The organism is Streptomyces sp. SYP-A7185 (assembly GCF_046103685.1).
Lineage (GTDB): Bacteria > Actinomycetota > Actinomycetes > Streptomycetales > Streptomycetaceae > Streptomyces.
Map to the genome: position 1 here is coordinate 2,893,575 of NZ_CP122310.1, position 24,792 is coordinate 2,918,366.

The 24,792-nt window shown below is 72.0% G+C and carries 19 protein-coding genes; 5 read left to right on the forward strand and 14 right to left on the reverse strand.

Annotated elements, in window-relative coordinates:
• Nucleotides 1-58: 58 nt before the first annotated feature.
• The gene (locus tag QBL25_RS12730) at nt 59-772 is read right to left on the reverse strand and encodes an SIMPL domain-containing protein (RefSeq protein ID WP_409057146.1); all 714 of its coding nucleotides are present in this window, start codon (nt 770-772) and stop codon (nt 59-61) included.
• A 138-nt stretch (nt 773-910) separates the two neighbouring features.
• Between QBL25_RS12730 and QBL25_RS12735 the strand changes: the two genes are divergently transcribed.
• On the forward strand, nt 911-2,716 hold the full coding sequence (locus tag QBL25_RS12735; RefSeq protein WP_409057147.1) for a bifunctional metallophosphatase/5'-nucleotidase: 1,806 nt from the start codon (nt 911-913) through the stop codon (nt 2,714-2,716).
• Between the two features lie 45 nt (nt 2,717-2,761).
• Here the strand turns inward: QBL25_RS12735 and QBL25_RS12740 are convergent, their stop codons facing one another.
• The 5 genes from QBL25_RS12740 to QBL25_RS12760 form a co-directional block, all read right to left on the reverse strand.
• Entirely contained in the window at nt 2,762-4,207 is a 1,446-nt protein-coding gene (locus QBL25_RS12740; RefSeq protein ID WP_409057148.1) for a lysine N(6)-hydroxylase/L-ornithine N(5)-oxygenase family protein, read from the reverse strand.
• Nucleotides 4,204-5,640 carry a pyridoxal phosphate-dependent decarboxylase family protein gene (locus QBL25_RS12745; RefSeq protein ID WP_409057149.1) on the reverse strand — a complete coding sequence of 479 codons (1,437 nt, stop codon included), beginning with the start codon at nt 5,638-5,640 and terminating at the stop codon, nt 4,204-4,206. The genes QBL25_RS12740 and QBL25_RS12745 overlap by 4 nt, the downstream gene beginning before the upstream one ends.
• A gap of 450 nt (nt 5,641-6,090) precedes the next feature.
• On the reverse strand, nt 6,091-8,604 hold the full coding sequence (gene pepN / locus QBL25_RS12750) for an aminopeptidase N (protein ID WP_409057150.1): 2,514 nt from the start codon (nt 8,602-8,604) through the stop codon (nt 6,091-6,093).
• 48 nt (nt 8,605-8,652) lie between these two features.
• Complete coding sequence (locus QBL25_RS12755) at nt 8,653-8,988, reverse strand: chorismate mutase (protein WP_409057151.1); 336 nt, start codon at nt 8,986-8,988, stop codon at nt 8,653-8,655.
• A gap of 11 nt (nt 8,989-8,999) precedes the next feature.
• Nucleotides 9,000-9,908: a helix-turn-helix domain-containing protein gene (locus QBL25_RS12760; protein WP_409057152.1), complete on the reverse strand. Its 909-nt coding sequence runs from the start codon at nt 9,906-9,908 to the stop codon at nt 9,000-9,002.
• Nucleotides 9,909-10,036: 128 nt separating this feature from the next.
• Between QBL25_RS12760 and QBL25_RS12765 the strand changes: the two genes are divergently transcribed.
• Nucleotides 10,037-11,815 carry a glycoside hydrolase family 35 protein gene (locus QBL25_RS12765; RefSeq protein ID WP_409057153.1) on the forward strand — a complete coding sequence of 593 codons (1,779 nt, stop codon included), beginning with the start codon at nt 10,037-10,039 and terminating at the stop codon, nt 11,813-11,815.
• A gap of 61 nt (nt 11,816-11,876) precedes the next feature.
• Here the strand turns inward: QBL25_RS12765 and QBL25_RS12770 are convergent, their stop codons facing one another.
• Complete coding sequence (locus QBL25_RS12770; RefSeq protein WP_409057154.1) at nt 11,877-14,969, reverse strand: endo-alpha-N-acetylgalactosaminidase family protein; 3,093 nt, start codon at nt 14,967-14,969, stop codon at nt 11,877-11,879.
• A 184-nt stretch (nt 14,970-15,153) separates the two neighbouring features.
• Nucleotides 15,154-15,951 (reverse strand): S1 family peptidase, encoded by a 798-nt coding sequence (locus QBL25_RS12775; protein WP_409057155.1) that lies wholly within the window; start codon nt 15,949-15,951, stop codon nt 15,154-15,156.
• A gap of 239 nt (nt 15,952-16,190) precedes the next feature.
• Here QBL25_RS12775 and QBL25_RS12780 point away from each other — a divergent pair, with 239 nt between their 5' ends.
• On the forward strand, nt 16,191-17,102 hold the full coding sequence (locus tag QBL25_RS12780) for a hypothetical protein (RefSeq protein ID WP_409057156.1): 912 nt from the start codon (nt 16,191-16,193) through the stop codon (nt 17,100-17,102).
• Between the two features lie 15 nt (nt 17,103-17,117).
• Here the strand turns inward: QBL25_RS12780 and QBL25_RS12785 are convergent, their stop codons facing one another.
• From QBL25_RS12785 to QBL25_RS12795, 3 genes are all read right to left on the reverse strand, one after another.
• Nucleotides 17,118-18,047, reverse strand: coding sequence for a pentapeptide repeat-containing protein (locus QBL25_RS12785; protein ID WP_409057157.1), 930 nt, complete (start codon nt 18,045-18,047; stop codon nt 17,118-17,120).
• A 360-nt stretch (nt 18,048-18,407) separates the two neighbouring features.
• A complete protein-coding gene (locus tag QBL25_RS12790; RefSeq protein ID WP_409057158.1) occupies nt 18,408-20,132 on the reverse strand; it encodes a DEAD/DEAH box helicase in 1,725 nt (574 codons plus the stop codon).
• A gap of 94 nt (nt 20,133-20,226) precedes the next feature.
• Nucleotides 20,227-20,430, reverse strand: coding sequence for a cold-shock protein (locus QBL25_RS12795; protein ID WP_160504463.1), 204 nt, complete (start codon nt 20,428-20,430; stop codon nt 20,227-20,229).
• Between the two features lie 394 nt (nt 20,431-20,824).
• On the opposite strand from QBL25_RS12795, the gene QBL25_RS12800 reads away from it, so the two are divergent.
• Nucleotides 20,825-21,781 (forward strand): tyrosine-protein phosphatase, encoded by a 957-nt coding sequence (locus QBL25_RS12800; protein ID WP_409057159.1) that lies wholly within the window; start codon nt 20,825-20,827, stop codon nt 21,779-21,781.
• A 28-nt stretch (nt 21,782-21,809) separates the two neighbouring features.
• Here the strand turns inward: QBL25_RS12800 and QBL25_RS12805 are convergent, their stop codons facing one another.
• On the reverse strand, nt 21,810-22,535 hold the full coding sequence (locus QBL25_RS12805; protein ID WP_409057160.1) for a vWA domain-containing protein: 726 nt from the start codon (nt 22,533-22,535) through the stop codon (nt 21,810-21,812).
• A gap of 67 nt (nt 22,536-22,602) precedes the next feature.
• Here QBL25_RS12805 and QBL25_RS12810 point away from each other — a divergent pair, with 67 nt between their 5' ends.
• Complete coding sequence (locus tag QBL25_RS12810; protein WP_409062627.1) at nt 22,603-23,334, forward strand: SDR family NAD(P)-dependent oxidoreductase; 732 nt, start codon at nt 22,603-22,605, stop codon at nt 23,332-23,334.
• A gap of 60 nt (nt 23,335-23,394) precedes the next feature.
• Here QBL25_RS12810 and QBL25_RS12815 read toward each other — a convergent pair whose 3' ends face one another.
• Nucleotides 23,395-24,495, reverse strand: a complete 1,101-nt coding sequence (locus QBL25_RS12815) for a hypothetical protein (RefSeq protein ID WP_409057161.1) — start codon at nt 24,493-24,495, stop codon at nt 23,395-23,397.
• 53 nt (nt 24,496-24,548) lie between these two features.
• Nucleotides 24,549-24,767 (reverse strand): hypothetical protein, encoded by a 219-nt coding sequence (locus QBL25_RS12820; protein ID WP_409057162.1) that lies wholly within the window; start codon nt 24,765-24,767, stop codon nt 24,549-24,551.
• Nucleotides 24,768-24,792 lie beyond the last annotated feature (25 nt).

Here is a 24,792-nt window from a genome sequence, read left to right on the forward strand (position 1 = left end):
GGGGCGCCGCTCTGATGAGCGATCCGGGGCGCCCCGCGTCGGGAATGGCCTGGTCCGGTTACAGCCGGGGCGGTGTCATGGTGAAGCGCGCGTTGACCTGTGCGTAGACGTGCTGGCGCTGGGGTTCGAGGTCGAGGGGGGCGGCTTCCTGGACCATGTCGGCCGCGCCGCCGTAGGCGACGCTGCGCATGGCGGAGGGCGGGCCGCCGTAGCCGAACGGCTGGGCGTTCTCGGCGCCGATGTCGGCGAGCTCGACGAGGGCGGCGAGGGTGGTGCCGAGTGCTTCGGCGTATTCCCTGCCGCGCTGTACCGCTTCCCTGACCGCTTGCTGGCGGGCTTCGCGGTGGGTGGGTGAGCCGGGGCGCAGGGCCCAGTAGGGGCCGTCGACGCGGGTCAGTTCGAGGTCCGCGAGGCGGGTGGTGAGTTCGCCGAGTGCGGTGAAGTCGGTGAGTTCGACGGTGATGTGGACCCGTCCGTGGTAGGCGCGGACGCGTTCGCCGCGGCCGTGTTTGGTCAGTTCGGGGCTGATGGAGAAGGCGCCGGTCTCCAGGGTTTCGACGGATTCGCCGTAGGTCTTGACGAGGTCGATGACGGTGGCGTTGCGGCGGGTCAGGTCGTTCAGGGCGTCGCGGCGGTCGGTGCCGCGTGCGCTGACGGTGATGCCGATGCGGGCGATCTCGGGGTCGACCTCGAGGTGGGCTTTGCCTTTGACGGCGAGGCGGGGGGCGCCGGCGGTGCCGTAGGGGGTGGGGGCGGGGGTGGTCTCGTCCATGCGGCCACTGTCGCACCGGGGGGCGGCACCGGACAGTCATCGGATCGAAACCTGCGGGGTCTGTTGCCGGTGGGGTGACCGGGGTCAGAATCTACGCGCGTTACATCGGTCGATCGAAGGTCCAAGGGGAGTCAAGCAATGCCGCTGAACCGTCGGAAGTTCCTGGGCAAGTCCGCCGCCGCCACGGGCGTGGCGCTCGCGGGCGGTGTGGCCGCCGCGCCCTCCGTGTCGGCGCAGGCGGCCGGGAAGCCCGCCCGGCGCGAGAAGCGGTACTCGTTCACCGTCCTGGGCACGACGGATCTGCACGGCAATGTCTTCAACTGGGACTACTTCACGGACAAGGAGTTCGACGACAAGGACCACAATGACGTGGGCCTGGCGAAGATCTCCACGCTCGTGAACGAGATCCGCGAGGAGAGGGGCCGGCGCAACACGCTCCTCATCGACGCGGGAGACACCATTCAGGGCACGCAGCTCTCCTATTACTACGCGAAGATCGACCCGATCACGGCGCAGCACGGTCCGGTGCATCCGATGGCGCAGGCGATGAACGCCATCGGTTATGACGCGGCGGCGCTGGGAAATCACGAGTTCAATTACGGCATTCCCGTGCTGCGGAAGTTCGAGGAGCAGTGCGACTTCCCGCTGCTGGGTGCCAACGCGCTCGACGCGAAGACGCAGAGGCCCGCTTTCCCGCCGTACTTCATGAAGCGGCTGCGCACTCCGCACGGCCGTGACGTGAAGGTGGCGGTGCTGGGTCTGACCAATCCCGGGATCGCGATCTGGGACAAGGCGAACGTGCAGGGCAAGATGACGTTCCCGGGTCTGGAGGAGCAGGCGGCGAAGTGGGTGCCGAAGCTGCGCTCGATGGGTGCGGACGTCGTGATCGTGTCGGCGCACTCCGGTTCCAGCGGCACGTCCTCGTACGGTGATCAGCTTCCGTACGTGGAGAACGCGGCGGGTCTGGTGGCGGAGCAGGTGCCCGGGATCGACGCGATCCTCGTGGGGCACGCGCACACGGAGATTCCCGAGTACTTCGTGGAGAACAAGGAGACCGGGAAGAAGGTCGTGCTGTCCGAGCCGCTGAAGTGGGGGCAGCGGCTGACGCTCTTCGACTTCGACCTGGTGTGGGTCAAGGGCCGCTGGACGGTGGAGAAGGCCGGCGCGAAGGTCCTCAACTCGAACACGGCGGCGGAGGACCGGAAGATCACCCGGCTGCTGGCCGACGAGCACAAGAAGGTCGTCGCCTACGTCAACCAGGTGATCGGCACGTCCACCCAGGCGATGAGCACGGCCGAAGGCCCGTACAAGGATGTCGCGATCATCGACTTGATCAGCCATGTCCAGGCGGAGACGGTGAAGGAGGCGCTCAAGGGCGGGCCGTACGCGGCGCTTCCCGTGCTCTCGCAGGCCTCGTGTTTCTCGCGTACGGCGGGGATCCCGGCGGGCGAGGTGACGATCAAGGACGCGGCGGGGCTCTACCCGTTCGAGAACACCCTTGAGGCGCGGCTGATCACGGGTGCGCAGCTGAAGGACTATCTGGAGTTCTCGGCGCGCTACTACGTACAGACGGCGGCGGGTGCCCCGGTGGACCCGGCGAAGCTGACGAACGCCGGCAACACGCCGGACTACAACTATGACGCGCTGTACGGGGTGACGTACGAGATCGACATCGCCAAGCCCGCGGGTTCCCGGATCGCGAAGCTGAGCTTCGAGGGCAAGGAGCTGGATCCGAAGGCGGAGTTCGTGCTCGCGGTGAACAACTACCGGGCGAGCGGCGGCGGCAACTTCCCGCATGTGGCGGGCGCGAAGCAGCTGTGGGCGAACTCGGACGAGATCCGCAACACGATCATCCAGTGGGTGCAGGCGAAGGGCACGGTCGACCCGGGTCAGTTCGCGTCGGTGGACTGGAAGCTGACCCGCGACGGTACGCCCGTCTTCTAGGCGCCCGGCCGGGCCGGCTGCGGCCGGCCCGGTGGGTGCTGTGCGTCAGCCCTTGAGGTGTACGAGGTTTCTGCGTTGTTCGCCGATGCGGCCGGCGGTGGAGGGGTGGGTCTGCGGCGTCTGGAGGCCGAAGCTGGTGAACGCGGTGCGCTGCGGGAGCGGGTAGGGGGTCTCCCCCGTGAGGGCGTTGAGGATGGTGGCGCTGCGCCAGGCGGCGAGGCCGAGGTCGGGGGCGCCGACGCCGTGGGTGTGGCGTTCGGCGTTCTGGACGAAGACGTTGCTGCCGCTGCCGGTGACGGAGGGGTCCAGGACGAGGCGGTACCGCTCGTCGATGCGGGGGCGCTCCGCGGAGTCCCGGCGCATGTAGGGGTCGAGGCCCGCGAGGAGCTGGTCGAGGGGGCGTTCGCGGTAGCCGGTGGCGAGCACGACGGCGTCGGTGGTGAGGCGGGAGCGGGTGCCTTGCTGGAGGTGTTCCAGGTGCAGTTCGACGCGGGTGGTGGCGACGCGGCCCGCGGTGCGCACGGAGACGCCCGGAGTGAGGACGGCGTCGGGCCAGCCGCCGTGCAGGGTGCGCTGGTAGAGCTCGGCGTGGATGGCGGCGATGGTGTCGGCGTCGATGCCCTTGTGGAGCTGCCACTGGTGGGTCACGAGTCCGTCGCGGACGGCTTCGGGCAGGGCGTGGAAGTAGCGGGTGTAGTCCGGGGTGAAGTGTTCCAGGCCGAGCTTGGAGTACTCCATGGGGGCGAAGGCCTCGGTGCGGGCGAGCCAGTGGATCTTCTCGGCGCCCACGGGGCGGTGCTTGAGGAGGTCGAGGAAGATCTCGGCGCCGGACTGGCCGGAGCCGATCACGGTGACGTGGTCGGCGGCGAGCAGCCGGTCGCGGTGCAGGAGGTAGTCCGCGGAGTGGATGACGGGGACGGCGGGGGCGTCGGCGAGGGGCTTGAGGGGTTCGGGGACGTAGGGCGCGGTGCCGACGCCGACGGCGATGTTCTTCGTGTAGGTCCGGCCGAGTGCCTCGGCCTCTCCGTCGGCGTCGAGCTGGGTGAAGTCGACCTCGAAGAGGTCCCGTTCGGGGTTCCAGCGCACGGCGTCGATCTGGTGCCCGAAGTGCAGTGCGGGGAGGTTCTCGCTGACCCAGCGGCAGTACGCGTCGTACTCGGCGCGCTGGATGTGGAAGCGCTCGGCGAAGTAGAAGGGGAAGAGGCGCTCGCGGGTCTTGAGGTAGTTGAGGAAGGTCCAGGGGCTCGCGGGGTCGGCGAGGGTCACCAGGTCGGCGAGGAACGGGACTTGGAGGCTGGCGCCGTCGATGAGGATGCCGGGGTGCCAGTGGAAGGCGGGCCGCTGTTCGTAGAAGGCGGCGTCGAGTCCGGCCAGGGGCTGGGCGAGGGCGGCGAGGGAGAGGTTGAAGGGGCCGATGCCGATGCCGACCAGGTCCCGGGGGTCCTCGGGGGTGGTGAGCGGCGGGGCGGGCTTGTCGTTCTGGCCGGTCATCGGGGGGTGGTTCCTTCCACGAGCTTCAGGAGCTCGGCGAGGTCGCCGGGCCGGGTGTGCGGGTTGAGCAGGGTGGCCTTGAGCCAGCGGCGTCCGTCGAGGGTGGCCCGGCCGAGGACGGCGCGCCCTTGGGAGAGCAGTTCGCGCCGGACGTGGGCGATGTGGTCGTCGGTGGCGTCTGCGGGGCGGAAGAGGACCGTGCTGATGACGGGCCGCTCGTACAGCTCGAAGCCGGGGTGGGCGTCGACGAGGGCGGCGAACTCCGTTGCCTGGGCGCAGACTTGGTCGACGAGGGCGCCGATGCCCTGTCGTCCGAGGGCTTTGAGGGTGACGGCGATCTTCAGTGCGTCGGGGCGGCGGGTGGTGCGCAGGGAGCGGCCGAGGAGGTCGGGGAGGCCCGCTTCGGTGTCGTCGTCGGCGTTGAGGTAGTCGGCGTGGTGGCCGAGCGCCGTGAGGTCGCGGCCGTCGCGGACCAGGAGCAGGCCGGCCGCGACGGGCTGCCAGCCGAGTTTGTGCAGGTCGAAGGTGATGCTGTCGGCGCGCTCCATGCCGTGCAGGAGTGCTTTGCGCGTGTCGCTGAACAGGAGGGGGCCGCCGTACGCGGCGTCGACGTGCAGGCGGGCGCCGTGGGCCGTGCAGAGGTCGGCGATCCGGTCGAGGGGGTCGATGAGTCCGGCGTCGGTGGTGCCCGCGGTGGCGGCGACGAGGAGTGGGGCCGGGGTTTCGGTGAGGTGGGCCAGCGTGTCGTCGAGTGCGGCCGGGTCGAGGATGCCTGCGGGGGCGGGGACGGTGACCGGTGGGGGCATGCCGAGGAGCCAGGCGGCGCGGGCGAGGGAGTGGTGGGCGTTGTCGCCGACGATCAGCTGGACGGGGTGGTGCGTGGGGGGCGTGGCGTGGGGGGTGTGCGTGGGGGGTGTGGCGTGCGTGGCGTGGTGTTCGCGGGCCAGGAGCAGGGCGAGCTGGTTGGCTTCGGTGCCGCCGGTGGTGACGAGGGCGTCGGCGCCGCCGGGTCCGTAGGCCTCGGCGGCGAGGGCGCGGGTGACCAGGGTTTCGATCTCCGAGGCCGCGGGGGCCTGGTCCCAGGAGTCCATGGAGGGGTTGAGCGCGCAGGCGGCCAGGTCGGCGGCGACGGCGAGTGCCAGCGGGGGGCAGTGCAGGTGGGCCGCGCAGAGGGCGTGTGCGGGGTCGGCTGCGCCTTCGGCGAGCGCGTGGACCAGTGTGCGCAGGGCGGTGTCGGCGCCGGTGCCGCGGGTGGGCAGGATGTCGCCGGTGGCTTCACGTACCCGGGCGGCCACGGCGGCCGGGCCGCCTGCGGGGAGGGGGCCGCCGCGGGCGCTCGCACCGGTGCGCAGGGCGTCCAGGGCGGTGGTGAGCAACGGTCGCAGTGAGGCGGGGCCTTGGGCTCCTCCGGCGAGGGGCGGCGGAGTGCTCATGGGCGACGTCCTTCGGGTGCGCGCGGGCGGGGACAGCCAGCCTGTCTGCCGTGCGGACGGCACGCCCGAAGAGCTCAACGATCCGAACCCGAAAGTGGTACTGCCGGGCGGAGAGGGGGTGGGGGGTGGGGCGTCAGTGCTAGGCGCTCCGAGCGGCGTGGACCCTCCTCGACTGCTGGCCCGTCGGGGCTTGGCCGCGCCGTTCCCCGCGCCCCTTTGTCAACCGCTGGCCCGTCGGGGCCTTGCCGCGCCGTTCCCCGCGCCCCCTTGCGGGGCGCCCCTGCCGTACCTTGGGCGCGCCACCGTCGTGGCTGAGCGCGCGGTTCCTCGCGCCCCTTGTCGGGCGCGCCACCGTCGTGGCTGAGCGCGCCGTTCCCCGCGCCCCTTACGGGGCGCCCCTGCCCCACCTCGGCCGCGCCACCGTCGTGGCTGATCGCGCCCCTTGCGGGGTTAGGGGGTGGTCGTCTCGCGTACGCGTAGGGCTCGGGTCAAGTCGTCCAGTTGGTCCGTCAGTTTGCGGTGGAGGGCCGGGGTGGGGGTCGTCGTCCGGAGGCATTCGGTGCCGAGGCGGAGGGTTTCGGGGTCGACCATCGGTGCCGGGAAGGCCCAGCGGCCCGCGACGTCCGCGATGGCGGGGCCGCGGCGGGCCGCGACGGCGACCGCGTCCTCGAAGTAGCGGGGGACGTACTCCCGGACGAGGTCGGCCTGTTCGGGCTGCCAGAAGCCCTGGGCGGTGGCCGTCAGGAGGTAGTTGGACAGGTCGTCGGAGGCGAACATCGCGTCCCACGCGCGGCGCTTGGCCTGCGGGTCGGGCAGCGCGGCACGGCAGCGGGCCGCGCCCTCCTGGCCGGTGGCGCTCGGGTCCCGCTCCAGCTCGGCGGCGATCGCGGCCTCGTCGGCGACGCCGAGGACGGCGAGGCGGGTCAGGACGCGCCAGCGCAGCTCGGGGTCGAGTTCGGGCCCGCCCGGGACGGTGCCCTCGGCGAGCCACTCCTGGAGCGGGTCGGGGCGCGTCGCCACGTCGATGAAGCCGCGGACGGCGGTGAGCCGCAGCCCCGGGTGGGAGCCGTCCTCCGTGCGCCGGATGAGGTCGCGGCACAGCTCGGTGAGGGTGGTGAGGGCGACGGTCCGCCGCGCGGGCGGCAGGAAGCGGCCCGCGACGTAGGTGGTGGCGAAGGCGAGGACGCCCTGGACGAGGGCGAGGTCGGTCTCGTCGGGCAGGTGCGCGCGGGCCGTCTCCAGGTAGACCGTGCCGTCCAGTTCGCCGTCGCGGACCATGTCGCGCAGGCTGTTCCACAGGACGGCGCGGGTGAGGGCGTCGGGGACGCGGGAGAGGCTGCGCAGGGCCGTCTCCATGGAGACGTCGTCGAGGCGGACCTTGGCGTACGTGAGGTCCTGGTCGTTGGGGACGATCAGCGCGGGGCGGCCGCCGTCGCGGGGCTCGGGGTCCCCGGTGCCGGGGACGTCGCGCTCGTACCGCTCGCGCAGGACCAGGTCCTGGCCGCCGGTGAGGCCGCGGTCGTACACGCCGACGGCGACGCGGTGGGGGCGGCTGCCGTCGCGGTCGAGGGAGAGGGTCCACTCGCGGGCGTCGTGGGAGACCACCGAGGTGAGCGTGTCGACGCCGGTGGTGCGCAGCCACTGGTCGGCCCAGCCGTGCACGTCGCGGTCGGTGGCGTGCGCGAGGGACTCGATGAAGTCGGCCAGGGTGGCGTTGGCGAACTTGTGCCGGGCGATGTGGGTGTTGATGCCGGCGAGGAAGTCCTTCTCGCCGAGCCAGGCGACGAGCTGGCGCAGGGCGGAGGCGCCCTTGGCGTACGAGATGCCGTCGAAGTTGAGCATCGCGGACGCGGTGTCGGGCACGGCGTCCGGGGCGGGGGCGACGGGGTGGGTGGAGGGGCGCTGGTCGGCGTCGTATCCCCAGGACTTGCGGGCGACGCCGAAGTCGGTCCAGGTGTCGGTGAAGCGGGTGGCTTCGGCGGTGGTCTGGAAGCCCATGTACTCGGCGAAGGATTCGTTCAGCCAGATGTCGTCCCACCACCTGAGGGTGACGAGGTCGCCGAACCACATGTGGGCCATCTCGTGGGCGATGACCATGGCGCGGGTCTGCCGCTCGGTCTCGGTGACGGCGGAGCGGTAGATGAACTCGTCGCGGAAGGTGACGAGCCCGGGGTTCTCCATCGCGCCGGCGTTGAACTCCGGGACGAACGCCTGGTCGTAGGAGTCGAAGGGGTAGGGCTCCTCGAACTTCTCGTGGTACCGGTCGTAGCACGCGCGCGTGACGTCGAGGATCTCGTCGGCGTCGGCGTCCAGGAAGGGTGCCAGCGAGCGGCGGCAGTGGATGCCGAAGGGCAGGCCGCGGTGTTCGGTGCGGACCGAGTGCCAGGGGCCGGCGGCGACGGCGACGAGGTAGGTGGAGATCAGGGGGGTGGGGGCGGCCCGCCAGGTGCCGTCGCCGAGGTGCTCGGTGACGCCGTTCGCGAGGACGGTCCAGCCCTCGGGGGCGGTGACGGTCAGCTCGAAGACGGACTTCAGGTCGGGCTGGTCGAAGGCGGCGAAGACCCGCTGCACGTCGTCCATGAACAGCTGCGTGTACGTGTACGTCTCGCCGTCCGTGGGGTCGGTGAAGCGGTGCATGCCCTCGCCGGTGTGCGAGTAGCGCATGGCCGCGTCGACGCGCAGTTCGTGCTCGCCCGCGGCGAGCCCGGTGAGCGCGAGCCGGTTCTCGGCGAGGCCGGCCGGGTCGAGCGGCCGGCCGTCGAGGGTGGCGGAGCGCAGCTCGGCGGGCTTGAGCTCGACGAAGGTGTCGACCGTGGCCGTGGGCTCGCCGAGTGCCGTGAACCGGATGACGGTACGGGAGTCGAAGGTCTCGGTCCCGCGGGTCAGGTCGAGCTCGACCGTGTACCGGTGGACGTCGATGAGCCGGGCTCGGGTCTGCGCTTCGTCGCGCGTCAGTACGGGCATGGGTCCATGCTGCCTGATGTCACCGGCGGGCAGGCCCGGTGGTCCGCTTCACGACGACTTGGCGATGGTCTCGTGGTGGCGGATGACCTCCGCGATGATGAAGTTGAGCAGCTTCTCGGCGAACGCCGGGTCCAGCTTCGCGCTCTCCGCGAGCTGGCGCAGGCGGGCGATCTGGCGGGCCTCGCGGTCCGGGTCGGCGGGCGGGAGGTGGTGGTTGGCCTTGAGGTGGCCGACCTGCTGGGTGCATTTGAAGCGCTCGGCGAGCATGTGGACGACGGCGGCGTCGATGTTGTCGATGCTGTCGCGCAGGCGGGACAGCTCGGCGCGCACGGCCTCGTCCGTGGCCCCGGCGCCGTTCGCGTCACTTGTGTGGCTGGTGGTCATGGTCCACGAGCCTACGTTGCCGGTCCTTCGCCGCCGACGGGGGAAGAGCGCAAAATCGGCGGGTGGTCCGGGTCGGGGATCTGCTGCGACCAGCCGCCGGGGACGGCGCGCCCCTGCTGTTCGCGGAAGCGGACGGGTGCCGTGCCCACGCGGCGTGTGAACAGCCGCGAGAAGTAGGCGGGGTCGTCGTAGCCGACGCGGCGGGCGACGGCGGCGACCGGCAGTTCCGTGGCGGCGAGCAGTTCCTTGGCGCGGCCCAGGCGGATGCCGAGGAGGTAGTCCTTGGGGCTGCATCCGGCGCCCCTGCGGACCGCCGTGCGCAGTTCCGCGGGGGTCATGCCGTGCCGTGCCGCGTGCCCGGCGACGGAAAGTGGCTGGAAGGCGTCGCGGGCCAGGGCCTGGAGGACGGGGTCGCCGTCGGGGGCGATGTCGGCGCGGGCCCTGCGCAGCGCGACGAGGAGTTCGTGGACGGCGGCGCCCGTCTCGACTTCCAGGAGGGGGTTGCCGCGCCGTGCGGCGCGTGCGATGCGTCCGACGGCGGCCCGCGCGCCGGTGGCGTCGGAGAGGGGCACCACGGGCCGGTCGGGTTCGATGTAGCCGAGTTCGGTGTAGGTGGCCGTGGCGGGCCCGGTGAAGTCGACGAAGCACTCGTCCCAGCCGCTCTCCGGGTCGGGCCCGTAGTGGTGGCGCACTCCGGGGGTGAGCCAGATCAGGGCGGGTGCCGTCACCGTGGTGCGCCGGCCGTCGGTGTGCCGGAACCAGCCGCCGCCCGCGCTGACGACGACGGCGACGTGGTGGTCGAGGGTGCGCGGGCCCACGGTCGGCAGGAGGCCGTGCTGGAGGCCGACGCCGAGGCAGGCGAGGCCGAGGCGGTGGTGGGCCGGGCTCGGCGTGAAATACCGCATCCACGTGTGGTACATCCGCTGGTGCCCCTTTCGTCCGGGCCGCGGCCCGCTCGCTGCGTCCAACCCGCCTAGATCTTTGTCCATGGACCCTGCCGCCCGCCAGAGGTGATCGTGGCGGAGCGGTACGTGAGCGAGAGGGAGCGATGAACGGCTTCAGGGTGGGCGAGGACGATTTCGAACTGGACGGGCGGCCCGTACGGCTGCTGTCCGGGGCGCTGCACTACTTCCGGGTGCACGAGGCGCAGTGGGGCCACCGCCTCGCGATGCTGCGCGCGATGGGGCTCAACTGCGTGGAGACGTACGTGCCGTGGAATCTGCACGAGCCGCGCCCCGGGGAGTTCGCCGACGTGGAGGCGCTCGGCCGCTTCTTGGACGCCGCGCGGGACGCGGGTCTGTGGGCGGTCGTCCGGCCGGGGCCGTACATCTGCGCCGAGTGGGAGAACGGCGGTCTGCCGCACTGGCTGACGGGCGCGGTGGGGGCACGCGCGCGCACGCGGGACGCGGAGTATCTGGCGCACGTGGACCGCTGGTTCGGGCGCCTCCTGACGCAGGTGGTCCCGCGCCAGCACGACCGGGGCGGCCCGGTGATCATGGTGCAGGTGGAGAACGAGTACGGCAGCTACGGCTCGGACCAGGTGTACCTGCGTCATCTCGTCGACCTGCTGCGGGACGAGGGGGTGAGCGTGCCGCTGTTCACGTCCGACGGCCCCGAGGACCACATGCTCACCGGCGGGTCCGTGCCCGGTGTCCTGGCGACGGCCAACTTCGGTTCGCAGGCCCGGGCGGGCTTCGCGACGCTGCGGCAGCACCGGCCCAAGGGGCCGTTGATGTGCATGGAGTTCTGGTGCGGCTGGTTCGACCACTGGGGCGCCGAGCACGTGACGCGGGATGCCGCCGACGCGGCGGACGCGCTGCGCGAGATCCTGGAGTGCGGGGCGTCGGTCAACCTCTACATGGCGCACGGCGGCACGAACTTCGCCGGGTGGGCGGGGGCGAACCGGGGCGGTGGCGCGCTGCACGACGGTGTCCTGGAGCCGGACGTCACCTCGTACGACTATGGCGCGCCCGTCGACGAGTTCGGGCGGCCCACGGAGAAGTTCTGGCTCTTTCGCGAGGTGCTCGCCCCCTACGCGCGCGGTCCACTGCCGGAGCCGCCCGCGCCCCCGGCCGCGCTCGGTGAGGCGGCGGTGGTCGCTCTCGCGGAGCGGGCGCCGCTGTCCGCCGTCATGGAGTCGCTCGGCGGGCCGGTGGAGGAGTACGCCGTGCCGCCCACGTTCGAGGAGCTCGACGTCGACCGCGGTCTGGTCCGGTACGCGCTGACCGTGCCGGGTCCGCGGCGGCCGTATCCGCTGCGGGTGCGGGGGCTGCGGGATCTGGCCGTGGTGTACGTGGACGGGGTGCGGGCGGGGGTCCTCACCGAGGAGGAGCCGGCGCTGCCCGAGCCCGTGGCGGGGCACGCGCGCGTGGAGCTGTGGGTGGAGTCCCTGGGGCGGGTCAACTACGGGCCGCGGACCGGGGAGGCCAAGGGGATCACCGGCGGGGTGCTGCACGAGCGGCAGTATCTGCACGGGGTGGAGGCCCAGGGGCTGCGGCTCGACGCGTTCGACGTGCCGTCGGCCGTACGGGGCGTCGTGGCGTCCGGCGATGTGGGGTCGGGTCTGCCCGGCCTGTATCGCGGGACGGTCGAGGTGGCGGGTCCCGGCGATGCGGTGCTCCGCCTCCCCTCCTGGACGCGGGGGTTCGTCTGGGTGAACGGCTTCAACGTGGGCCGCTACTGGGCGGTGGGTCCGCAGAGCTCGCTGTTCGTGCCTGGTCCCGTGCTGCGGGAGGGCGTGAACGAGGTGTGGGTGCTCGAACTGGAGGGGGCGGGTGACGGGGAGATCGCCCTGTCGCCGGTTCCGGGGCGGCCGGCAGGGACCTGAGCGTCCCCTCGGGAGCCGGAAGGGCCGGCGTGAGCGGCCCTACCGGCTCCCCCGGGGTGCGTCAGATCTCGCGTACCTCAAAGGCGTCCAGGGTGAACTCCGCGGTGCCGTCGTCCCCGCTCTTGCGCAGTCCGACCCATGCCTCGCCCTGGGCGGGGGCGGTGAACTCGTAGGTCAGGACGGTGGGCGCGGTGGCGACGGGCAGTTCCTTGCGGTCGAGTTCGCGTGCCGCGGGTTCGTCGACGGCGGTGATCCACGCGTACTGCCCCGCCTTCTCGTTCTCGTACCGGAAGGAGACGCGGTAGCGCTTGCCCGGCTCGAAGCGGGCGGTGTGCGGGACGGTGCGGTAGACGAGCCCGGTGTTCTCGCCGCGGGACTTGAGGGACTGCGAGCCGTCGATGACGTCGTCGATGGCCTTGCCGTTCCAGCCGCGCTGCGTGTAGGGGGCGTGCCGTTGCGCGATGTGCGTGCGCGGGTCGGTGACGTCTCCCGCGTCGCCCTTCACGAACGGCCCCCAGCCCTGCGGCACGTGCTCGAAGTCCTCCGAGACGAGGGTGCCGCGCTGCGGTGCGCCGCCGCCCGGGGCGGGGGCGACGCGCACGTTGTCGAAGCGCACGCGCGCGTCGCCCGCGTCGGCCCGCAGCGTCAGCTCGACCGGGCCGCCCCCGTCGGGGACGGTGAAGGGCACGAACATCCGCTGGAAGCGGGTCCCGTGCTTGCGGTCGGCCGCCACGTAGTTGCCGGCCGTGGAGGTGCGCGTCCAGTTGGCGGCGGTGACACCGTCGGCGGTGCGCACCTCCAGGGCGGCCCGGCGCTCGTCGCCCGCCTTCTCGCCGACCTCGACCTGTACGGAGGCCACGTACGCCCCCGCCTTCAGGCGGCGCAGCCGCTGGCCGACGGCGGCCTTGCCGCCCGCGGAGAGGACGAGTTCGTGGTCGCCGAGCTCGCTGAGCCGCACGGAGGCGGGCCCGGAGACCTTCCAGCCGCGCAGCGAACCGGAGTGGAACCCGGGGTCGTGCAGGGGCGTGGCCTGCCCCCAGGCGGGGTCGGGCAGTGGCGCGGCGCGCCGGCGGTACAGGACGTAGGGCTGCTTGGCCTCGGCGTCGAGGGTGACCTTGCCGCCGCGCACCGGGACATCGGCGACGAAGGCCCGGCCCTGGTCGGTGAGCCGGTACAGCGCGACCTTGGAGAGGCCGGACCATCCGCGGGGCAGCCGCCAGCTGCTGTCACCGCCCGCGGGGTTGTAGTGGTAGAGCTTCGGGGGGTCGGTGGCCTTGCGGGGCTCCCAGGGCAGCAGATAGCTGCCCCCGTCGTAGACGACACGGCCGTCGGTGACGATCCGGCGGGCGCCGTCGGTGTCGGAGACCGTGGTCGCGCCCTCGCCGAAGAAGGCGATCTCGTGCTCGCCCCAGGATTTGATGGGGTGGGCCTGGAGGTATTTGGCGGGCAGGGAGTCGGTCCAGATCAGGTCGTAGAAATACGACCAGTCGGTCTTGCCGACCCAGCCCTCGAAATTGCCCATGCGGGCGATGCCGAGAAGGGTCGGCCATTTGTCGGCGAACACGTCCTTCTGGTGGTTCCGGATGAATCGGATGAGCCGTGAATTGATGCCCCGGGAGGTGTCGGGGCCGTAATCCGTCTCCGTGGCCCAGTGCGACCAGACGGAGGAGCGCTCGAAGCCGTGGCCCCATTCGCTGGTGACGAGCCAGCCCTGTGCGCGCAGGGCGCGCTGCAACCGGTCGGAGGTCCATCCGGACTCACGGAACACGTCGATGTAGAGCGCGTCGAGCCCTTTGTCGGTCTCGTCGCGCAGATCGCCGAACCGCCGGATGATGTCGCCCGACACCAGGTCACGGCGCTGGTCGATGCGGTAGCTCTGGTCCAGCCAGTCCCACTGCTCGTTCGTCTTGTCGACGAGCTTTTCGGAGAAGGCGCGGGCGACGGGATAGGACTCCGTGGCGTTCACGTGGACGCTGAAGCCGCTGTTCCATTTCTTGCCTTCTCTGACCAAAGTGTTGAGGTCGGCCAGGCCGCCCGCGCGCGTGTTGTAGTTGCCCGCGTAGTCGGGGTGGGCGGAGTCGTGCCCCTCGGACTGGTAGCCCTTGAGCAGCGTGTACTGCCGCAGGCCGTCCGTGGCCAGGTGGATGTGCTTGACCTCGTCGAGGGTCGCGAGGAACGGATTGGTGGCCTGCGAGGCGAAGTTGAACGGGATGTGCGGGACGACGCGCAGGTGCTGCTCGTCCGCGCCGAGCGGTGTGACCATGATGTCGCGGAAGGCGATGGCGGCGTCCTGCCAGTCGACCTTGCCGTCGCCGTTGCGGTCGCCGGTGATGACGACGGTGGCGTACGGCAGCGGCTCGGTGTCGCGGACGGCGGCGGTGGCCGCGCGGTGGGTCCACTCGCCGGGGGCCAGGCGGGCCTCCACGTGGCCGTTCTTCCGGACGGTCTCGCGCCGGAGCCTGCCGTTGTCCCAGGTGGTCCCGGCCTCGGTGGTGGGTTTGTCGTGGACGGTGTTGGTCTCGACGGCGCCGCCGAGACCGTCGTGCGCGACGACGGCGTAGGCGCATCCGGTGGCCGCTTCCGCGGCGGTCTCCGGGGTGAGCCTGACCTCGGTGTCCCCGCTCTTGGCCTTGTCGAGCTGGACCTTGGCGGCGAGGAGGGTGGCGCCGGGCTGGTCGCTGCGCACGGCGAGCAGGGTCAGCCCGGGGATGCGGAGCGTGCCGACGCGCAGGGCGTCGGTGTCGTCGATCCCGGTCACGCGCCAGTGCACCTGGCGGCCCTTGACGGCGATCTCGACGGTGAGGGTGGTGCCGCCGCCGAGGGCCAGGCCGTACGCGATCCGGGCGCTCGCCCGGTCGGTGACGGTCACCTCCGGGGTGTGCGTGACGTCGTCCACCAGCAGGGTGGTGACCGCTTCGGGCTGCGCGTGCAGGACGGCTTTGGAGGCACGGTCGGTGTACGAGACGACGCGGGGGAAGTCGGTGGCGACGCGCACTTCCAGGTCGGCGGAGCGCAGGACGACTTCGCCCGCCGCCGCGGGCCGCGCCGAGGCCGGGGCGGCGCCCGCGAGGCCGACGGCGGCGCTGACCCCGGCCAGCGCGCCCGTGGCGACTACGGCTCTGCGGCTTGGGCCGGACGTGTCTGACGGCTGCATGGCACCCCTCCGTGGGACGGATCTCGGTGCGGTCACCCTCCGCCGGGAGGGACGGGTGCGCCCATGGACAAAGGGGAGGCAGGTCTTGGACTAACGCGGGCCGGCACGCCGCACGCCCGGGGGCGCCCCGACACGACCGCGGGGCCGGACCAGTGGCTGGTCCGGCCCCGCGTACGGCGGGAACTCAGAGTTCCGACGCCGCCTTCTCTATGTCACCGGCGAACGTCGACACCTCGGTGTAGACCCCGGGGAACTTCGGGCGCGCGCACCCGTTGCCCCAGCTGACGATGCCGACCTGGACGTACTCCCCGGCCTCGTCCTTGCGGAACATGGGGCCGCCGGAGTCGCCCTGGCAGGTGTCGGTGCCGCCCTGCGCCAGGTTCCCGGCGCAGAGCTCCTCGCCGGGCGTGAGGTCCGCGCCGTACGCGGCCTCGCAGTCCGCGTCGCTGACGAACGGGACCTTCGCCTTGAGGAGGTGGCGCTGCTGCTGGCCGCCTTCCTTGTCGGCGCCCCAGCCGGCGATGTCGAAGTCGCCGTTGTTGAGCTTGTCGTCCTTGGCGATCTTCAGGGTGGGCTGGTCGATGGGCTTCGCGAGCTTGATGAGCGCCCAGTCCTTGCCCTTGCCGTCGTAACCCGGCGCCTGGAGGACCTTCGTGGACTTCACCGTGATCGCGTCCGGGCTCTCCAGGTCCACGACACCGCCGGTGGCGGTGATGCTCGTGTTGTCGCCCGAGCCGTCCACGCAGTGGGCGGCGGTGAGCACGATGTCCTGGGCGTACAGCGCGCCGCCACAGCCCATCGACAGACGGACCATGAACGGGAACTCACCCTGCTCGGCGGGGGTGCCGCCGACCACGCGCTCGCCCGGGGTGGGGCCCGGGTGCGGGGCCGCGGACGCGGCGACGGGCTGGAGACTGACGGTGGCGAGGGCGATGGCACCGAGGGTGGCGGCTCTCTTGACTCCACGCAGCTTGGTGTTCAACGGGTGTCCCTTCGTGGGGGGTTGTGGGGGGTCACACGCGACGGCGGACCCGCTGCCCTCCCCACGACGACGCGAGAATGGCATGAGCCCGCCAAAGCGTTGTTGCGGATTATGGAGATCGGTGTCCGCAGGGAGCAAGGGGCGGTTTTCGGCCAGTGCCCCTCTCATGGCCTGGTACCGCCGACGCGGACCCGTCCTACAGTGGAGACGGATGGCAGACGTCTCCAGGGGGTGCCGGCATGGCGGACGGCGGGCCGGTGGTCCACGGCTACCCCCATCTGGAGACGGTGCGCTCCGCGATCACCGCGCTCTACAAACGCCTGTCGTACGACACCGTCCACACCTTCGACACCAGCATCACGCCCGCCGACGTCGCCTTCTCCGACCAGGACGACCTGTACCTGGGCGTGCAGCGCGTGGCCCGCGAGATGGTGCGCCACCTCCGGCTGCCGGACGCCCGCATGATCGTCGGATTCCGCGAGATGACGCACGCGGCGAACGTCGAACTCACCGCCGGGCCCGAGTACTTCATCGAGCTCAACGACCGGTTCCGCACGCACCGCAGGGACATCGGCGCGGCGCTCGCCCACGAGGTCATGCACGTGTATCTGCACCGGCTCGACCTGTCGTTCCCCGGCACCCGCGACAACGAGATCCTCACGGACACCGCCACCACGTATCTGGGCGCGGGCTGGCTCCTCCTGGACGCCTACCGCGAGGACGGCGCCTCCTCGCAGAAGCTCGGCTATCTCACGCCGGAGGAGTTCGGCTACGTCCTGGCCAAGCGGGCCATCGCCTTCGGTGAGGCGCCCGAGACGTGGTTCACCAGCGCCCAGGCGTACACCGCCTATACGAAAGGGCTGGCGCGCGCCCGGCGCGACGAGCAGCAGCCGCCGCTGACGGCCGCGGGCTGGGCGGGGCGCCGGCGGTACGCGAAGGACCGGCGGTACGCGCTGGAGCACCGCTCCGGCGGGGCGGAGGTCTCGCCCCCGGGCGAGGCGTACGCGTTCTCCCCCGGGCGGGGCGGCGGCGAGCCGCTGCGGGTGTCGTTCCCCTGCCCCACCTGCCGGCAGCGGATCCGGCTGCCCGCGCGGGGGCGGATGCGGGCACGGTGCACGCTGTGCCGGACGGTGCTGGAGTGCGACACCTGACGGACGGGTGCCCGGCTAGGCCCAGTGGCCGGGGCGCACCAAGGACGGCGGCAGCTTCGTCCCCGCGTCGCCCTTCGCGGCGTTCACCTGTGACTGCGTGAGGAAGATGCTGCCGGTGAGGTCCGCGCCCCGCAGGTCCGCGTCCCGCAGGTCCGCGCCGATCAGGTCGGCCCGGCGGAGGTCGGCGTCCCGCAGGTCGGCGGCGATGAGGTACGCGCCGCGGAGGGTGACGCCACGGAGATCGGCGCCGCGCAGCCGGGCACCGAAGAGGTCGGCGCCCCGGCGGTCCTTCTTCTTGCGGCGGACGTCCGCGCGCACGAGGTCGCTGGTGCGCAGGAGCAGGACGTTGACGTCCTCGCGGTGCGCGGCCACGTCCGTCGCGGCCACGGCGGCGGGGGCGCCCTGGGTGAGGTGCTCGGTCCTGTCCAGCGCGCGCCGGAGTTCGGCCCGGATCGGGCGGGTCTGCGGCAGGGTGAGCGCCTCGGTCAAGTACCAGAGCAGCTCGTGGAGTTGGCGCATCACCGGGAAGACGTCGAACATCTGGCGGGCGGAGTCCGGGTCTTGGCGCCAGTCGGTGCCGCCGTAGGTGACCTGGGAGACCTTCTGGCCCGCGCCGAAGCAGTCGTAGACCGTGCAGCCCGAGTAGCCCGTGCTGCGCAGCTTCTGGTGGATGCCGCAGCGGAAGTCCTGCCGCAGGTTGGTGCAGGGCGTGCCGGCGGCCTTGTCCACCGGAAAGTCCGCGGACTTGGCGAAGGTGAGGGCCACGCAGCAGAGCCCGAAGCAACTGCCGCAGTCGGCCCGCAGATCCTGCCGGTCGCCGTCCTCGGCGAGGGGCAGCGGCGTCCGGCCGTCCGGCGCGGCCGGGGCCTCGGGGTGGGAGCCGGGCCGGGCTTCCGGCAGGGCTTCCGGCCGGGGCTGATTCCGCTGCTGCTGGTCGTCAGTCATTCAGGGCTTCCCTCGGGCCTTGGCCGGGCTGGTGGGGAGACCGGCCAAGGCAACTCCCCTGCCCCGGCCCGTCGTCGGGCTCCCGCCCGTCACCCCGGGCATCGGGTGCTGGGCGGAACGGCGTGTTCGGTGAGGACGAGTGCGGGCCGGATGAACCCGGCGCGGTCCGGTTCGGTGCGGTTCTGTCCGGTTCTGTGCGGTCCGGCGCGGTGCGGTCCGAGGCCTGTCCGATGCAGTCCGGTCCGGTCAGGTCCGGCGCGGTCCGGTTCAGTCCAGTCCTATCCGGTTCGGTCCGGTTCGGACCGGTCCTGTCCCGGCAGGGAACCCCCGCCGGGGACACGAACCGACCGGTGGGACGGGCTACGCGGCCCGGCGGCCCGCACCTCCGCGGCGGGCGCGCCCGCCTCCGGTGCCGCTACCGCTGCCGCCCCCGGCAGCGGACCTGCCGCCGCCCTGCGAGGGGGTCCGGGTCTGGCCGCCCTGCGACGAGTTCCGGGACTGGCCGCCCTGCGCGGGGGTCCGCGCCTGGCCGCCCTGCGAAGGAGTCCGGCCCTGCCCGCCCTGGGACTGGGACCGGGACTGGCCCTGAGACCTGGACTGACCCTGGCCCTGGCCCTGGGAGGACGACTGCCCCTGCGGGCGCGACCGGCGCTGACCGCCACCGCCCTGCCCGGCGGGACGCCGCCGCCCCCGCTGCGGCGAAGCCTGCTGCTGCTGCGGAACCTCGACCACGACGGGCACCCCGGACGGCTCGCGCGCCCCGGTGATCCGCGCGAGCTCCTCGTCCGTGGACTTCACGCGCGCGGTCTTCGGGCTGATCTCCGCGTCGGACATCAGGCGCGTCATCTCGCGCTTCTCGTCCGGCAGGACGAGCGTGACGACACTGCCGGACTCACCGGCGCGGGCCGTGCGGCCGCCGCGGTGGAGGTAGTCCTTGTGGTCGGTGGGCGGGTCCACGTTCACGACCAGGTCGAGGTCGTCGACGTGGATGCCGCGGGCCGCCACGTTGGTGGCGATCAGCGCGGTGACCTGGCCGGTCTTGAACTGGTCCAGGGTGCGGTTGCGCTGCGGCTGCGAACGGCCGCCGTGCAGGCCGGAGGCGCGCACACCGTTGGCGAGCAGCCGCTTGGTGAAGCGGTCCACCGCGCGCTTGGTGTCCAGGAACATGATCACGCGGCCCTCGCGGGCGGCGATGCGCAGGGCGACGGCCTTCTTGTCGGTCTCGTCGGCGACGTACAGGACGTGGTGTTCCATCGTCGTGACCGCGCCCGCGGACGGGTCGACCGAGTGGACGACCGGGTCCGTCAGGAACATCCGGACCAGGCGGTCGATGTTCTTGTCGAGCGTCGCGGAGAAGAGCATCGTCTGCCCGCCTTGCTCGACCTGCTTCAGGAGCGCGGTGACCTGCGGCATGAAGCCCATGTCGGCCATCTGGTCGGCCTCGTCGAGGACGGTCGTGCGCACCTGCGACAGATCGGCGTCGCCGCGCTCGATGAGGTCCTTGAGCCGGCCGGGGGTCGCCACCATGATCTCGGCGCCGCGGCGCAGCGTGCCCGCCTGCTTGGTGATGGAGAGACCGCCGACGACCGTCGACATGCGCAGGTTCACGGAGGTCGCGTACGGCGTCAGCGCGTCCGTCACCTGCTGGGCGAGCTCACGTGTGGGGACCAGGACCAGGGCGAGGGGGGAGCGCGGCTCGGCGCGGCGGCCCGCGGTGCGGGCCAGGAGCGCGAGGCCGAAGGCGAGGGTTTTGCCGGAGCCGGTGCGGCCACGGCCGAGGATGTCGCGGCCCGCGAGCGAGTTGGGCAGGGTGGCCGCCTGGATCGGGAAGGGCTCGGTGACGCCCTGTGCGGCCAGCGTCTTCAGGAGGGCCTCGGGCATGTCGAGGTCGGCGAACGCCTCGACGGCGGGCAGCGCGGGCGTGATGCTCTCGGGCAGCGCGAATTCGCCGCCGACGGGCTTCGCCTTGGCGCGGCCGGGCTTCTTCGCGGCGCCCCTCGCCTGGCCGCCGGCCACCGGAGCCTTTCCGCGTGCGTTCGTGGAGCGCCCGCGGGCAGGACGTGCGGGGCGATCGGAGCGATTCATACGGAAATGCCTTCCTGGGCCTGGTGACAGCACAAGCCGGGACCCGCACCTTTCCGGTGCGGGCCCCGGCTCTGAGGTTCGCGTGCTACGACGATCAGGCGGGAACGATGTTCTCCGCCTGCAGGCCCTTCTGGCCCTGCGTGACGTCGAAGGAGACCTTCTGGCCCTCGAGGAGCTCACGGAAGCCCGAGGACGCGATGTTCGAGTAGTGGGCGAAGACGTCGGGGCCGCCGCCGTCCTGCTCGATGAAGCCGAAGCCCTTTTCAGCGTTGAACCACTTAACGGTGCCAGTTGCCATGTCAATCTCCTCAACAGGGGCAGAGTAAGGAAAACCACGGAATTGTGGATTCCAAGCGCTGCAATGACCCCCATCCCGGAGAGACCGGAAAAAAACAATAATGCGCCTTCGGAGTGTTCCCGTCAGGCGCACATAAAGTTCATGGGTACCAAAACTGCGACGCATAAGCCTAACACGGACGAGGGACCGGCCGTTTCCGGCCCCTCGTCGCCGTGCGGGGCCGGGCCTCCGCCCTCGCCGCCCCTCTTCGCGGACCCGCCCCCGCTGTAACGCCGCGCCGGAGACCCACTAGACGTGTCTTCCACCTGCCGGAGCGCCCCACTACCTTCTGCCGAACAATCGCTTGGTTGAGCGACGAATGGCCAGGGCGACCGCTCCCGAGGAAGGCGGCCCAATGCGCATCACCCGGACCCGTACGGCAGTCGGAGTCGCGCTCTCCGCGCTCGCCCTGGGCACCCTGCCCGTCTGGGCGGCCCACGCCGAGCCCGCCGCGCCCGCCGCAGCCGAGCGCGGCACCGCCCGGCACGCCCCCCACCACCCCCGCCCGGCGGCCGACGGCGTACGCCAGATTCCGCTTCAGGGCGCCGTGAACGTGCGGGACCTGGGCGGCTACCGCACCTATGACGGCGAGCGGGTCCGCTACGGGCAGGTCTTCCGCGCCGACGCCCTCGCCAAGCTCACCGACGCCGACGTCGCCACCCTCGTCGGGCTGCGCCTGAAGAAGGTCGTCGACTTCCGGGTGCCGGCCGAGGTCCGGTACGACGGGCCCGACCGGCTGCCCGCCGGGCTCGCCGTGACACCACGGGCCGTCAACGACAACGGCCTCTTCGCGAAGCTGATGACCGTGATCGGCTCCAGGGACCCGGTCAAGCAGGAGGAGATGCTGGGCAGCGGCAAGGCGGACGCCTTCATGCGCGACGTCTACCGCACCTTCGTCACCGACGCGGCGAACCGCGCGCAGTTCGCCGCGACCCTGCGCGACATCGCCCGCGGCGGCACGGCGTCACCTCTGCTCTACCACTGCACGGCCGGCAAGGACCGCACCGGCTGGACCAGCTATCTGCTGCTGCGCGCCGTCGGCGTCCCCGAACGCACCGCCGTGGACGACTTCCTGGCGTCCAACACCTACCGGGCCGCCTATGACGCGAAGGTCCGCGAGGGTTTGAAGCAGGGCGGTCTGATGCAGAACCCCGATCTGCTGATCCCGCTCCAGGAGGTCCGCACCGGCTATCTGGAGGCGGCACTGGCCGAGGCGCAGAGGGAGTACGGCGGCCTCGGCGGCTATCTGACGAAGGGACTCGGGCTTGACGCACGGACGATTCTCGCGCTGCGGGAGCGAATGGTCGGCTAGGGCATACGGCCCGGGGAGGCGGCGGAGGTCAGGTGGTCACGATCCCCTGCGCCCGCGCCGCCGCGAGCCAGGCCGGGAACTCCCCCACCAACCGGTCGTACAGGTCGTCGTCCCGGACGGTGCGGGGATCGTGTCCCGCGTGGAAGAAGCCCGCGTTGTCGACGGCGCGCTTGGCGGGGACGGCGAGTTCGTCGAGCTTGCGGAGGTAGTCGAACTGCTTGCTCTTCGCGTCGCCGAAGCCGATGAACTGCCAGAACAGCGGCAGCTTGGACGCCTTGCACAGATACCGCTCGGCGGCGAGCTTGTTGACGGGGCCGCCGTCAGTCTGGAAGACGACCAGGGCGGGCGCCGTGGACCCGCTGTCCACGTAGTGGTCGATGACGGCGTCCATCGCCAGGTGGTAGCTGGTCTTGCCCATGTGCCCGAGCCCGGCGACGATCTCCTCGACCCGCCCGTGGTGGCGGTCGAGGGCGATCTCCGTGACGGCGTCGACGTCCGTGGAGAAGAAGACCGTGGGCACGGTTCCGTCGTCGTCGAAGTGCGCGGACAGACCGAGGACGCGGTCGGCCAGGGCCTGGACGGTGCCGTCCTTGTAGTACGGCTTCATGGAGCCGGAGTAGTCGACGACGAGGTAGACGGCGGCGCGCTCGCCCGCCAGGCCGTGCTTGCGGAGGCTGACGCCGGCGGACTTGTAGAGGCTCACGAGCGCGGGCGCCGCCTCTTCCACCTTGTGCAGGCTGATCGCCGGTCCCATGTGCGGCTCCACTCTCCCGTCCGTCGCAGAGGGCCGAGGGTACGGGAGAGGCGGGTGGCGTGAAGTGATCTCTTACGGACTGGAGGGCAAGGCCGTCCTGATCACGGGTGCGGGCCGGGGCCAAGGGGCCGCCGAGGCACGGCTCTTCGCGGAGGCCGGGGCGCGGGTCGTGGTCACCGACGTACGGGAGGAGGAGGGGCGCGAGGTCGCCGAGTCCCTGGGCGAGCAGGGCCTGTTCGTCCGCCATGACGTCACGGACGCGGAGAGCTGGTCGTCGGCCGTGGCGGCCGGGGTTGCGGCCTTCGGGCGTCTGGACGCGCTCGTGAACAACGCGGCGCTGTGGCGGACGGCGTCGGTGGAGCAGGAGACGTACGAGAACTTCGAGGCCCTGCTCCGGGTCAATCTGCTCGGCCCGTTCCTGGGGATCCAGGCGGTGCTGCCCGCGTTGCGTGAGGCGGGCGGCGGCTCGATCGTGAACGTCTCGTCGACCGCGGGTCTGGTGGGGATCCCCGGGCACGCGGCGTACGGCTCGACGAAGTTCGGGCTCCGGGGGCTGACGCGGTCCTCGGCGCTCGACCTCGCGCGGTACGGGGTGCGGGTCAACTCCGTGCATCCCGGGGCGATCGACACCCCGATGATCTCCTCGGCCTCCGCCGGGCGGGACTGGTCCCATCTGCCGCTGGGGCGGATGGGGCGCCCCGAGGAGGTCGGGGAGATCATCCTCTTCCTCGCGTCGGAGGCGTCGTCGTACGTGACGGGGGCGGAGTTCGCCGTGGACGGGGGGTCGACGGCGGGGTGAGGCGGTCCCTGCGGGGCGCCGGAGGGGCTGGTCCCCGGCCCCTCCGGCCGTCAAGGCCCCTTACTCCGCCCGCCCCTGGAACGCCGGCAGTTCGAAGATCCGTGTCTTGGCGGCATCGTCCATCAGCTCCACCAGCGGCAGGACCAGCTCCCACAGATCCCGCTTGTCCACCTCAAGGGCCAGCGCGTCCAGGTCGGCCCCGGGCAGCGCCCCCGCCGCATCGGCCACCACCTTCCGGGACTCCTGCGGCAACACCTCCACCAGCGGCAGGAACTCCGCCCACAGTCCCGTCGCCACCACCGCCCGCACGACCCCGCCCAGCACCCCCGCGTCCCGCAGGGAGGGCAGCACCGCGACCGCCCGCCGCTCGTCCTCGCCGAGGAGCGCGACCAGCGGCAGCAGGGATTCCCAGAGGTCCTGTTCCGCCACCGTGACGACCAGCGAGTCCAGCCGGTCCTGGGGCTGCCCCGCGGCCAGCGAGGCGATGCGCCCCCGCTGCTCCCCCGTCACCATCCCCGCGACGGCCAGCGCCTCGGGCCACAGCCCCTCGCCCGAAGCGGAGGCGATGACCGACGCGAGCCGCTCCGGGCCCATCAGGTCGATGATCTGGCCGAGGCGTTCGGGCCGGTCGATGGCGAACCCCGTGCGCAGGACGGCCGCGTCGTCGACCTGCGGCAGGATCCGCCGCAGCGCCGAGTCGGGCAGGTGGCCGACGAAGCGGCCCATCGTGAGGTGGTCGCCGCGCTCGGCGAGCGTCACCGCGATCCGTACGACCAGGCCCTCGTCGAGCCGGTCGACGATGCCCTTGATCCTGCGCGGGTCGAGATGCCCGCAGGACTCCGCCGTGAACGGCACCGGCAGCTTCTCGATGATGTCCGCGGCCCGGGTGGGTTCCAGGCGCCCCGCGACCCCGGCGGCGAGCCGCGGGCCCAGGGCCTTCTGCGAGATCGCGGCGGCGACCCCGGCCGGCACCAGCTTCGTCGCGGACGCGATCCGGTCCAGCATCTCCGGCGTACGGTCGAAGAGCGCCGCGACGCAGCTCTCGCGGAAGCGGCGTACGTCTTCGACGGGGAGCGCCGCCAGGAAGCCGAGCCGCTCCGGTTCCACGTCGAGAAGGCGCGCGATCTTCAGGGTCTCCGCCCTGCTCCGCAGCTTGTCCATGGCCTACCCTCGCCTCCTCGTCCGACCTGACCGACCTTTCGGGCTTATCGCGCTCATCGGAAGAGAATCCGGCGTACGGGGCCCCGGGCCAGCGCGGGCACCAGCTTGAGCGCCTCCTCGGCGGCCTCGTTCAGACCCGACGCGCGGCTCTCGCGTTCGCGCTTGAGGGCGTCGGCCAGCAGGGCGAGCTGGTCGGGCGCCAATTCGGCGAACGACGGCGGTGGTTCGTCCCGCAGCTCCGCGCTCAGCCGCTCCCGTGCTTCGGTGCTCATAGGGCCTCCCATGACCGGTACGGAT